Annotated in this window: 9 protein-coding genes; 4 read left to right on the forward strand and 5 right to left on the reverse strand. The window is 56.8% G+C overall.

From position 1 onward, the window contains the following. The first annotated feature begins 54 nt into the window (after positions 1-54). Positions 55-2,034, forward strand: a complete 1,980-nt coding sequence (locus Q31a_RS28440; protein ID WP_197355867.1) for an acetylxylan esterase — start codon at positions 55-57, stop codon at positions 2,032-2,034. A 411-nt stretch (positions 2,035-2,445) separates the two neighbouring features. On the opposite strand, the gene Q31a_RS28445 is transcribed toward Q31a_RS28440, so the two are convergent. The 4 genes from Q31a_RS28445 to Q31a_RS28460 all read right to left on the reverse strand — a co-directional run bounded on the left by Q31a_RS28445 (position 2,446) and on the right by Q31a_RS28460 (position 7,783). Beyond that, positions 2,446-3,738 (reverse strand): IS1182 family transposase, encoded by a 1,293-nt coding sequence (locus Q31a_RS28445; RefSeq protein WP_145074767.1) that lies wholly within the window; start codon positions 3,736-3,738, stop codon positions 2,446-2,448. A 155-nt stretch (positions 3,739-3,893) separates the two neighbouring features. After that, positions 3,894-4,250, reverse strand: a complete 357-nt coding sequence (locus tag Q31a_RS28450; RefSeq protein WP_145085889.1) for a DUF427 domain-containing protein — start codon at positions 4,248-4,250, stop codon at positions 3,894-3,896. A gap of 54 nt (positions 4,251-4,304) precedes the next feature. Further along, positions 4,305-5,639, reverse strand: a complete 1,335-nt coding sequence (gene thiC / locus Q31a_RS28455) for a phosphomethylpyrimidine synthase ThiC (RefSeq protein ID WP_145085892.1) — start codon at positions 5,637-5,639, stop codon at positions 4,305-4,307. A gap of 269 nt (positions 5,640-5,908) precedes the next feature. Beyond that, entirely contained in the window at positions 5,909-7,783 is a 1,875-nt protein-coding gene (locus Q31a_RS28460) for a hypothetical protein (protein ID WP_197355869.1), read from the reverse strand. Positions 7,784-8,070: 287 nt separating this feature from the next. Between Q31a_RS28460 and Q31a_RS28465 the strand changes: the two genes are divergently transcribed. From Q31a_RS28465 to Q31a_RS28475, 3 genes are all read left to right on the forward strand, one after another. Continuing rightward, entirely contained in the window at positions 8,071-9,912 is a 1,842-nt protein-coding gene (locus Q31a_RS28465) for a prepilin-type N-terminal cleavage/methylation domain-containing protein (protein ID WP_145085897.1), read from the forward strand. 19 nt (positions 9,913-9,931) lie between these two features. Beyond that, positions 9,932-10,315 (forward strand): hypothetical protein, encoded by a 384-nt coding sequence (locus Q31a_RS28470; RefSeq protein WP_145085900.1) that lies wholly within the window; start codon positions 9,932-9,934, stop codon positions 10,313-10,315. A gap of 128 nt (positions 10,316-10,443) precedes the next feature. Beyond that, the gene (locus tag Q31a_RS28475; protein WP_145085903.1) at positions 10,444-11,826 is read left to right on the forward strand and encodes a 3-keto-disaccharide hydrolase; all 1,383 of its coding nucleotides are present in this window, start codon (positions 10,444-10,446) and stop codon (positions 11,824-11,826) included. A 346-nt stretch (positions 11,827-12,172) separates the two neighbouring features. Here the strand turns inward: Q31a_RS28475 and Q31a_RS28480 are convergent, their stop codons facing one another. Continuing rightward, entirely contained in the window at positions 12,173-12,733 is a 561-nt protein-coding gene (locus Q31a_RS28480) for a hypothetical protein (RefSeq protein ID WP_145085906.1), read from the reverse strand. Between the last annotated feature and the right edge of the window lie 10 nt (positions 12,734-12,743).

Raw genomic sequence — 12,743 nt, forward strand, 5'->3', positions numbered from 1 at the left:
GCGCCTCCACCGGCCTCTAGCGCGCGGTCATTCGCCCGTCTAGCAATGACGGCGATGGCCTGCGTTTGTGGTGGCCTGTCCCTCTGCTTGCCGTTGAATGCCGCCGAACCGGAACTGCGTGATCTCGACAGCCATTGTCCGTTTGTGGCGCCAACTTCGCTCGACGCCTGGCAAGCCCGAGCATCGCAACTTCGGGAACAGCTCCAAGTCAGCTTGGGGCTCATGCCGATGATTGAGCTCGATCCGGTCGAACCCCAGATCTATGGAGCTATCGCACGGCCAGGCTACACAATTGAAAAGGTAACGTTCGATAGCTTGCCTGGATTGAAGGTTACCGGAAATCTGTACCGCCCCGAAAAGATCGCTGCCAACACGCTAGTCCCCGCCGTGCTCAGTCCCCACGGCCACTGGGATTCCGCCCGATTCTATCAAGCTTCTCCGAAAGAAATCAACAGCCTGCTCGCACAGGGTGCCGAACGCTTTGAACACGCTGCCGAAAACCATATCCAAGCCCGCTGCGTGCAGCTGGCGCGAATGGGATGCATCGTTTTCCACTGGGACATGTTGGGGTACTGCGACAGCCAACAGATCTCGATGGATCGCGCGCATCGATTCGCCAAGCAACCTGTTGAATCGGAAGTCAACGACGACGGCTGGCTACTGTTTAGCCCCCTGGCAGAGTCCCACACCCAATCGGTGCTAGGACTGCAAACGCTGGCCATCATGCGAGCGGTCGACATGCTGCTCACGCTGCCCGAAGTAGATTCGCAGCGAATCGCGATCACCGGAGCTAGCGGTGGAGGAACGCAATCGTTTCTGGGCGCCGCCATCGACCAACGCATCAGCCTCGCATTCCCTGCGGTCATGGTCAGCACCGGCATGCAGGGCGGATGCACTTGCGAGAATTGCAGCCTCCTCCGTACCGGAACAGGCAACGTCGAAATGGCGGGACTCATCGCGCCACGGCCTCTAGGCCTGACCGCCGCTAACGACTGGACCAAAACCATGCCTACCGACGGCTTCCCCCAATTGCGTAGCCTCTACAAGTTGTTCGGAAAGGAATCCAACGTTGCCCTGTTTGCCAACGTGCATTTCAATCACAATTTCAACCATGTCAGCCGAACCGCCATGTACGGCTGGATCAATCAACACTTCAACTTAGGACTGGAAACGCCGGTTCTAGAGAGCGATTTCCCACTCGCTTATCGTGACGAGCTGACCGTATGGGATGCAGAACATCCAGCCCCTGCTGGCGGCGAAGAGTTCGAGCGGAAGCTAATGAAGTTATGGGCAGAGACCCTGGATAGCCAAATGCAAGGTTGGCTGCAGGGCGACGGCCCGCAACTAACTCAGCTGGCACAAACCCTCCGCAGCGGCTGGAGCGTCGCGTTGGGACTCTCCACCGCAGAGCTGACCCTCGATTCGGCCCTCAACTCCTCCACGGGTATACAATTTCTCAGCCCCCATGACGGAACCTGGGAATTGAGTCCGCAAGCGCCAACCGAAGCCGACTCGGAATCCTCCATCACCCTCACCGTAGGCACCGGCGAAACTCAGCAGCGTTACGCATTTTCGGGAGTGGGCGAGACATTGCAGCCCTTAGTCCCCAACCCTCGGCTAGCCGCCGCCTACACCTTTGGGTACAACTTGCCCGCCTTTGCCAAGCGCGCCCGACAACTCGCCCTCACCTTGGCAGAATTGCAGCGAATGCACCCAGAGCAACCCCTAGCACTTCATGCACGCGGCAGTGCCGCCGCCCTGGCTGCTGCGGGGGTCTTCTGCCTTCAGAACGGGACGCCCCGCTCGCAAACACCTCTCGAGCTGCACTTGGATCCCCAAGGGTTCCAATTTGCCAAGGCGAGCACAATTCGCGATCCCAACTTCTTGCCAGCGTCGGCTCGCTTTGGTGACCTAGCTGGACTCCTGGCGTCGCTGCAATCCGTGCAGTTTGAGCTTGCCAGCGATTCCTCCACCTTTGAGCAATACCGCCGGCTCCACCAAGCGGCGCACAACAGCCTGGCTTCCGCCCCGTAGCCGCAGGTTGCTATCGCACCTCGCCGCGCGGTGGCTCAGTAACCCACCGCGTGACGGGTTGTTGATTGAATAGCAATCTGGAGTTTAACGCAGAGGTACCCAATTGCCGTGCAGCGGCAGGCACCTGCCCTTGCTAACCGGGCTGTTGATTTAATCGCAATTTGAATTTTAGCGCGGAGGTCGCGTCCCTAATTGACTTGTAGCGGAGGTTATCTTTCCTTGCTCACGCGGCTAGGCTGTGAAGTTTTTTCACCAACGGACTCTTTTGGTATTCCAACCACGAAATTTTTTCGAATTGGCGGCTGAAAGTCTTACTGGGTCGGATTGTTGGCCAGCAAGTTAGCTCGTGTCCATCATGCTCATCTCTTCGAGTTGTGTTATTTCTCAACCAAGCGGTTGCCTTGCAACTGCTTAGATTGCCAAGGCCCCCAGGTTTACCATGCGTGTGAAGTTAAAGGCCACGGCATGCCATAGCGCTACCGCTTTGACCTTCACCAGTCCTCGAACTTTGAATTGCCGAAGGTTCCGATTGCGGCAGTCCGCATTGGGAAACTCGGCAACCGACGGGCGCGTCTTGTAAAGCTCTTTGTATTCCTCTTTGGCCATTCTCGCGCGAAACGCTGTGTATTCGTCGCTTTCGCCAGGTTGCTGCGCGTGAGGATCTTTGCCTTTGCTTTCCAATACCGATCCACGGGGGATCGTGGAGACGACTTCGGTCCCTTTAGACTCTACGGTCTTAACATCGCCCTTGGTTGCGTAAGCGGAATCGACCAATTGCGTCTTTGGTGTCTTGTCGTAAGTTGAGCACACTTTCTCGTGCATTGGTGCCATTTGGCCACTGTCAGTTCCCGAGTTGATAACATCGACAGCGACTATTACTCGCGAGTCAGCATCGGTTGCGAACTGGACGTTGAAGGCCGGATCGAAGCCACCATTGGCCATCTTCATATTACGGGCGTCAGGGTCCGTAGTGCTCACGCGAGTCTTTTCGCCGTCACCTTTTCTCCGAGACTCGCGCTGCTTACTAAGCTCCTCAAACTGTCGCAAAGCCTCATCTAATCGCTCTTGACGCTCACGCGATGCTCGTTCGACTGCCGCTTGGCGACGTGCGTCTCCATCGGAACGATCGCATTCGTTCTCGGATTCTTTCTTCAATCTATCTACGTGAGCCTGAGCCTGCTGCTGCAATGACTCAAGCGTCGGCTTGCGGCGAAACGAACTACTGCCTGCACTAGCCCGAACGCGCATTCCGTCTTGGGCAATGGTCTCCAGGGGCACCAGACCTTGGGCGACCAACGAGGCAACCGTGTCAACGAGCGTCTTCTCCAAGAATGCTCCGTTCTCCACTCGAAAGTCGCTCAACGTGTGATAATTGACCGTGACATTTCCGAGCGTCCATAAATAGGCTATGTCCGTCTCGCATCGGCGACCAAGTTCTCGGGCTGTGCCGATGCCATCCAAGGTTGCCAGAAGCCACAGTGAAACCAGTATCTCCGGCGCAATACTATTGCGGCCAACGGTGCTCTTGGTGACAACGATCTTTTCATACAGAGGTTCTAGGTCCAACGTTTTGACAAACGACCAGACAATGCGAGCACGATGGTCGCGCGGAAGCATATCTTCAAGTGAAAGCATGTGCATTTCCACTTGAATACGATGGGGGCGGGAAACACGAGCAAGCTGCGATGGTTTTTGAGTATTCATGCTATAGTTGTAGCGCCCAAAATTAATTTGCAAACCACTTGGCTAAAAATTCACAGCCTAGGCGGGTTACTATTTCAACAGCCCGTCACGCGGCGGGTTACGATTCCAAGTGGGCTGAAGTCACCCTGGTACCGTGGAGAGATTTGCGATGCGAGTCAATCGCCTTGGGAGCTACTGTCCGGGCTACACACGCCACTGGCACCGCTATCCTTGGCGATCTGGCCAGCGGTTGCCTCGACGGTAACGCCCTTCCAAAACGCCACGTGATCTTTGATATTGGCTGCCTTTTCCTTGGGAGTGGCATAATACCAAGCTGCATCCACATTGACCTTCCCATCGACCTCAATGGAAAGATACTCCGCAGTTCCCTTCCATCCACAGACCGAAGTCATGGCGGAAGGTTTAAAGAATTCTCGCTTCAAGGAAGCAGGTGGAAAATAGTGATTCCCGTCCACGACTTCCGTGACATCGGACTCAGCAATAACCTGCCCATTCCATACTGCACGTGCCATGTCTAGCCTGCTTCCCCTTGAGACTGCAACGAGTGAATATCCGCTACCGTAGAACTACTTCGCTGTCGGATTGATCTCGACGAGTTGATCTGCTGCAGCCATCTTGCGAATATCTTCAGTGATCTTCATCGAACAATACTTGGGCCCACACATACTGCAAAAGTGAGCACTCTTGAACGTATCCTGGGGCAAGGTCTCGTCGTGGTAGCGCTGGGCAGTTTCGGGATCGAGCGACAATCGGAATTGTTCCTTCCAATCAAACTCAAACCGTGCCTTGGACAATGCATCGTCACGGTCTTGGGCTCCGGGACGACCGCGAGCCACGTCCGCCGCGTGCGCTGCAATTTTGTAAGCAATTACCCCTTGCTTGACATCCTCTTCGTTGGGCAAGCCTAGGTGTTCCTTGGGAGTCACATAGCACAGCATGGCGGCGCCATACCAGCCCGCCATGGCCGCTCCAATCCCGCTGGTAATATGGTCGTATCCAGGCGCGATGTCGGTCACCAAGGGGCCGAGCACGTAAAAGGGCGCTCCGTTGCAAACTTCAATCTGCCGCTCGATGTTCATTTGAATCTGATGCATCGGAATGTGCCCAGGTCCTTCCACCATGACTTGCGTACCATTTTCCTGGCCACGCTTGGTCAATTCGCCCAAGACATCCAACTCTGCAAACTGCGCCGCGTCGGAAGCGTCTGCGATGGAACCAGGCCGCAAGCCATCGCCCAAGGACCAAGTCACATCGTATTGCCGCATGATGTCGCACAAATCGTCAAACGCTTCGTACAACGGATTTTGCTTGCGATGCACCATCATCCATTTGGCAATCAACGATCCACCACGGCTCACGATACCGGTCACTCGATTGGTGGAGAGGTGCAAATGTTCGAGCATCACACCACAATGCACCGTCATGTAGTCCACACCTTGTTTGGCTTGGTGTTCCACCATATCCAAAAAGTGCTGGGCCCGCATGTCTTCAATATTGCCCCCCAGCTCTTCGAGCATTTGGTAGATGGGGACCGTACCGATAGGGACGGGGGATTTTTCGATAATCTTCACGCGGATATTGTCGATATCCTTCCCGGTGGAAAGATCCATTACGGTATCCGCACCGTGGTGAACGGCCGTATGGAGTTTTTCCAACTCCTCACCCGCATTGCTCGTTACAGCGCTATTGCCGATGTTCGCATTGATTTTGCATTTGGCAGCAATACCAATGGCCATCGGTTCGAGCTGTCCCTGCAAATGCACTTTGTTGGCTGGGATGACCATGCGGCCCGCAGCCACTTCTGCCCGTATGGTTTCTACGTCCAGGTGTTCACGCTCAGCGACGAACTTCATTTCTGGGGTGACTTCCCCGGCACGAGCGGCTAGTAGTTGAGTTGTCATGCGCGAGCGACTCCTTGATGAGGCTTAGGACCGTGCGGTTAAAAATTCGAAGGATTCTGTCCGACTGGCAGGCGAGCAGTCGATTCAAATCTGCCCTCTCCGGTTCACGCAGCCTAAATTGCCGAGAGAGAACAAGCAGAAGGGTGGTAATTCGTACTTATCGCTCACCCAACAAACGCCAGGATTATGGGTGATTTCGACCCTTTCGAGAACCCGGCACAACACCTACAGAGAATTTATTTAGACAAGTAGGCTGTCCGCAGGCCACTTTACCTGACTTCCGATCTCGGCTGTGGCGGCTCTAAATTCAAAAGCACTACCGACACCCGGCCAAAACCACGCACTGGAGCAACCGCGGTCAATGTTCCAGACGGCCCCCCTTCTTGAGCACCGAGCGCCTGAAAATCGCCCAACTCCTGCAAGCGTTGTTCCAATTGCTCTGCGGGACCTCGGAAGAATAACCACACGCGGTGGCTCGCTCTCGCCGCAGAATCCACCTGTAGCAGCTGTGGCCATTGCTTCACGTCGTTGGTCAGCGCCTGAGGCTCGCCCGGTAGCCCGCCTGGGATCGAAATCCCATACAACCCACGCAGAGGAAAGCTCAAATATCGATTCCAGGTGGCGTCTAGCGGCAACGGAAGCCCCTCCCCTTCGATGAGCTGGCTGGCACATGCGAGCTGATCCGCCGGGCGATGCTGGGCTTGCACGTATTCGGTTGCCTGACGCCACCCTTCTACCCTCTGCCACCCTACAAGCTCCCCATTTCGCCAAACGTCGAGCGTACCTTGCGTGAACAACAATCCGACCAACGCTACCCAGGCGGCTCCACCACGCAACCAATGATTTTCGACGCGGCTAAGCAACCAGGCAGCCAACATCACCAGCGGCACCGCACAGACCAGCAAATAGCGGCGGTGAAACAGCGGCGCTAGCTGGCTGGCCGCCATGCCCCAGGCGGTCAACCAGGGCCCCAGCGCTGCCATGCACCACATTACCAATGGCCCAGGAACTACCGATGGACCAGGACAGGAGTTCTGACGGCTCCAACCTGCCCGATGGGTCCCCTTTAGAAAGTACTGAAGAGCCAGGGCAGTCACCACGGGGCCCACGAGCACAAGCACTGGAAACAACTGGAAAAGTGCCGTCCAGGACGTCTCACCTGCGAAAGATTCCCACTGCTGACGGCGGTTCCACAACCCAGGTGTCCACAGCAAGGCGGTACTACCGATCCCCCCTACAATCGCCCCGCACCCACACCACCGAACGAGACTCGAAACGGTCCTCGTCAACCGAGCCCCACCTCCACCTCCGCTCGCTTCAAAACCAGCCTGAAGCCTCATGTGCTGGCCCCACCAGTTGAGCCCTAGGGCGACCAAGCCAAACAACCACTGCCAGACAACGACCAGCATGCTGGTCACATGCAAATGCACCATCCCCACCCCCAGCCCAATCCATAACGCCAGCAGGATTGCCACCGAATGCTCCCCGCCGTCTCTCGAGGGATTACGCGCCGCGACAAACAACTGCGCAATCACGAGCCACCCCAAAAAGCTCAGGAGTTGTAGCATCGAATAAACCCGAGCCTCAGAGGCATAGAACCACTGAATTCGGTCCAAAGCCAACCAAGCGAGCGGAATAGCCACTAGCGAAAGAGACGCTAGGTCGCCCCCGCCTTCGTTCTCAGAGTCTCCCTGAGAATGCGCTGCAGGCAAGACTCCACCGCGGTCCCTCTGTTTTGGCAGTCGGAGCCTGCAAGCCAGTCGGCTCCAGGGCTGAGTTTGGGAACCAGAATTCATTGAAAGTGCCGCCGGTTGGACACGCTTCAATTCGCGGACAATTACCGCCAGCAACAGGCACCAAGCGATCCAGGAGGGGAGGCGAATTCCCAATTCCCCCGAGCCGATGCCGACGGCCTGCCCCACCCACTGCAGGCCATGCAACAGATAAAAATAGAAGGGAGACTGATTCCCTTGGGCGGCCCGAGACTGAATATCCGAGAACGCCCCTGAAATCACCCAACTCGTATGCAGCTCGTCAACCCACAACGACTCGGCCATCGATGCCCAACCAAAGATCATTCCGGCCGAAATCAGCCCCCCCACGAACCACTGCCGCAACGCACCCCCCCTCACAATAGCTAGCATCCGGCTAAAAGAAGCCCTAAGTCTTGACTGGAATACGTTCACGTTGTGCAATGGAAGAGGTGGGGAGTAAGATAGTAGGGGTGGATAAGCCGTTTGGATCCGTCTGGATCCAAATTTGCAGTCCATCCAACGTGGTCTGGAGCGTCAGCAAGGCTAAAACATCAGCCTAGCGGGCGACCAGTGTGGCCGAACTTGTCTCAAAACCGCGCTTTCGCGCAGTCGCTGGCGGCACAGCCGGGAGCTGAACAGTCAGTCTATCCGCTGTACGGCAGTGAAGGAAATTCCCCATGTTGCGATCTAGCAATCGAAGTTCATCCTGCCGCTCTCGCGCCGGATTCACTCTAATCGAAGTCTTAATAGCGACGGCGGTCACGCTGCTGATGATGGTAGCGCTCGCCCGCATTTTCAAAGACATCGGCGACAGCATGCAGCAGGGGCGTTCTGCGCTGCAACTCAACAACAGCCTTCGATCGGTAGCGTATCGAGTGCGAACCGATCTCCAAAACTTAACGATCACCCCCAATCCACCTGCCGATGGCTCCACGGGCATGGGGTACATGCAATACTTCGATGGCCCTCAAACCGATTACTCGACGCTGCTGCTCAGCTCAGCCACGGGTGCCAATCGCATCGGTGATGTGGACGACATCTTCATGGGGACCGCTCGCGCCGGAGACGTTTGGTACTCCGGTAAGGTCCCATTATTCGTCGTGAATGGCGACATCCCTCAACCCGACGACAATAATTCAAACGGCTCTCCGGACGATTTAGAAAACCTCATTTCCGTGGGCGCCCAGCACGCTGAGATCGTAATGTTTGTCGAGCCGGTCGTCGCAGGCAGTGGCGCGTACGACAACCCTGCACGTGATATGAGCTATCTTGTCGCCAATCAGAACTTCTTTCAAGATAACGATGCCGACGGCTTCCCCGACGCCTATCGCCTGCACTACCGCACCCTAATTATTCGACCAGACCTCAACTTACCCGCCAACGGATTGCTACCGGCCAATCCATCTGAAGGAATCTTCACGGTCGGCCCTCAGGGATCCATCAGGCTGCCCGACGGCAGCACCGCCACACTGCCTGACAGCATATGCGACATGTATCGCGTGCATGGCGTCTGCGATCTCTCGATGCGACGCGTCTACAATACTGGCGATGGACTGACGGGGGTCACCGATTACGTCGCGGCCAACAGCCTGGAAGACTTGATGAACCCCATCAATCGCTTTGCCCACGTGCAACTTCCGATGCCCAACGGCCTGACGACCATGCCACTGCTGGCACTCGGCGCACCCCTGGGCACCTCTCCTGCTTCGCTAGTGGGCTCGAGCTTTCTACACCCAGCCTACACCTTGCTTGCCTCCCGAGCTGGTGAAGATGTACTGGGAACCGACTTGCTTGCCTTTGACATCAAGGGCTACGATCCTGGAGCCTTGACGTTGTTGACGGCAATCGGCGGAAACGATATCACGCTAACCCCCAACGATCCGGGCTACCCCACCGCCATGGGCACCGGAGCCACTATTGCCGGGACGGGAGAGTTCGTCGACTTGGCCTGGGCCAGGAAGATTGACATGCACGCCGCCGCCCTCACCTCCTTGGGCAGCAGTATCACCTTCCCCGGCATTGCCGCCAGCATGAATGCTTGGAGCCCCTTGAGTGGTTATTCCTCAGCGAACTTCAGCTCCGGGTTTCCGTTCACCGACGCACTCTACAAGTCGGGACAAGTCGTGCAATCCTCCCCCACGAACCTGCCGGTCTACCAACCCTCCTACGACACCTGGACCACGCGTTACGAAGGAGACGGAGCCCTGCAAATGGAAGTCAGCGGTAGCCGGGGCGTCACATCAGTTACCCTCCCTAGCTCCATTTCGCCCAATAGTGCGATCGGAGAGGGATGGCGACGACTCGGCGGAAACTATGTCATCGATGCTGGCACCGACGGGATTGATAACAACTATAGCGCTTCCATCAACAATCGCGGAACCGATGACCTAACGGAAATGGAGACGTCCGCCCCATTCCCCATCCCACTACGTGGGCTGAAGGTCGAAATCCGAATGGAAGATCCCGCCACCCGCATCGTCAAACAAATGTCGGTGGTGCAAGAATTCGTATCGCAATAAGTCGCTGAAGTACTTCGACATGCACACGATTCGCCTTCGCAACCCTTGGACCGCAGACTGGCTAGAGACTCTCTCTCCAGCACAGCCTCGACAGTCAGTGGTCCTGTACGAACGCAAGTTCCACGCCCCAACCGGCCTTGAGCACTGCTCCGTCGAACTGGCCGTGGCCTGGCAGGATGCCCTCCCGGCAGCCCTCCGAATCCAGCTCAACGAGCGGTCGCTGCCTCTCCCTGCAGAACTCGCCCCCCTCTTGATCATTCCCATCTCCGGCCAGCTGCTGCCCTTCAACACGCTTCAACTTGAAATTGAACTGCCAGGCACGCTATCTCGCCAATCCGCTGGTGATCCAGCCTGCCCGCCGCTCAGCACGCTTGCCGAGGTCACCCTTCGCATCGCTGACTAACTCGCTCGCAACGAGTCATTGCATCAGCCGACGGAGTCCGTATAGGGGAGTTTTGAAGTCCGGGTCAAACGGTTACAGTACATGAAAACAGATCTCGCAGACCGCTTCAATTGAATGCAGATGGAACCATGCACCTATTAGGTAAGTTCGGAATCCCATTTCCTCGTATGGCCCTTGCCACCTCTCTTGCAATACTCGGCTGTGGCCTCGTGGGCTGCAATCCGCAGCCCAAGGAGCAGGATTCAACGGCCGCCGAGCACTCGAAAGACGAGAGCCCCGCAACCTCCTCCGAGACACCCGACGCGTCGGCCGTCGACGCGACTGCGTCCAACGAGGCAGCCGCCGAGGTCAAGCCGCTGGGCCCGCTGGAAATCGACCTCGCTAAACTACTCACAACCCAACTGACTCCAGAACAACTCGATGAAGGCTGGGTCAGTCTGTTTGACGGGCAGTCCCTCCTTGGCTGGTTTGCCGTGGGAATTGCCAATTGGCACGTCCAAGATGGCGTCCTCTCAGTCAGCCAAGGGGAGCGAAGCTTTCTGTGCACCAGCTTCCAACTAAGAGATTTTGAGCTACAACTCGATTTCCGATCCGAGGCGACGACCAACAGTGGCGTGTTTCTTAGAACGAGCCCGCTACCGGAAGATGTAGCCACAGAAAGTCTTGAGCTGAACATTGCGCCGGCGGACAACCCCTTCCCAACGGGCAGTTTTGTCGAGCGCCAAAAGCTGGAACCTGAAGAGCTGGGCGAATTCGATGCCACCCAGTGGCACACCTACCGAGTTCGCCTCGATGGCGACCACATCACCGTCCACTTAGACGGCCAAGAAGTGATGAATTTCGAAGACTCACTGACTGCCGACCAAGGACACATCAGCTTGCAGTTCCGCGAGGGCAAAGTAGAGTTTCGAAATATCCTAATGCGTCCCATCCATGCCCAGCCGCTGGCAACTGGAGAAGAGTGGGAGCAAGACTGGGTTGCATCCTCCAAAGAGGGAGCCGAGTTCTCCGTCACGGCTGAAGCGGACGGTCTGCAATTATCTGGCGGACTGGGGCAAGTCCAGTCCAAGCAAGCCTACGGTGACTTCTTCCTGCACGCGACCTACACGCTCGCCAAGCCTGAAGTCAACTCGGGAATTTTCTTTCGCTGCATTCCCGACGCAATGCTCGATGGATACGAATGCCAAGTCAATCATGCGGTCCTCAATGACGATCCCTCTCAACCCGCCGATTCGGGCGCTGGCGCTATCTTCCGTCGACAGACAGCTCGGGTGGTCGTAGGCGACGGCACGACCCCCACCCACCTAGCTCTACTCGCTAGTGGCAACCAGATTGCCAGTTGGGTCAATGGAGTGCTAGTTGTCGATTTCCAAGACAACCGGGCTCCCGATGAAAACCCACGAAATGGCCTTCGCCTCGAGCCAGGCCCCATCTCCCTGCAAGGACACGACCCCACCACGCAAGTCACCTACCACAGCCTAGACATCAGCCAACTCTACCCCCCCAAGTAGCATGGGCCCCCGGCCCGTGAAGAGTGAAGAGTGAACCGCAATAAGCGGCACTGCACGCCACTGATCTTGGAGTGCCGCCAGTTTGATCGTGCATCAAACTCGAGCCATGCCGAAGAGCTACTGTCCCGCGGCAGAGTCCGAGTGCTCCGGCGCCGTTCTGGAAAAGCCTGGCGCTGTCGCTTCCGTCCGGCTCCCCCGAGCGGCGCAACAACTGGCGGCTACCAACACCGCACGCACTTTGCCAGCGGACCGTCGCTTCGGTCCTACCCCGAAGGAATCGACCTTTCTTCCGCGACTCAAGTGAATCAAGCTCGTATCGAAGCAAGGCTGTATCAGCCCCTAACAATTACTTCTTAAATTGGCGATCTACAAAGCGTTCGAGTGACGTCCGCTGATCGACGTTGACGACCAAGTGATCCCCTGGTTGCAAAGCATAGTTCTGCCCAAGACTCGTCACCTTGCCATCATCGTCGGTGCGAGCATCCAGACGCGTCGGCGGTTGGCCTTCGCCCATGGGCCGCATGATCGAAATCGCCAGATGGCCAAATCGCTTGTGCAAGGACGCTTCTTGAACAATATCCTCCACGAACAAGGCGCGGTCTACCGGCAACGGAATACTCTCCAAATGCCGCCCATCATCCCGCACCTCGAGCACCACACGTGGCTTGCCGTCGGCGGCCGGCTCTACCGGTGAGGGCATCCCGCCAGGAGGAATTTGGTACCCCTGAGCTTGCAACAAGCTGATATCCAACGAGGGAGTGCGAGGCTTTCCCATGAACGCTTCCATAGTCACGCAACCAGTGTGCGGGAGCGAGAATACCCCCATCAAGATCAGCCCCAGAAAACGCCGTCCCCAAGTAGCCCTGCGAAACGCCTCAACCAACAAGGAACGACATGAGTTGCACATAGAAAGTAAT

The sequence above is a fragment of the Aureliella helgolandensis genome (assembly GCF_007752135.1).
In the GTDB taxonomy this organism is placed as follows: Bacteria; Planctomycetota; Planctomycetia; order Pirellulales; family Pirellulaceae; genus Aureliella; species Aureliella helgolandensis.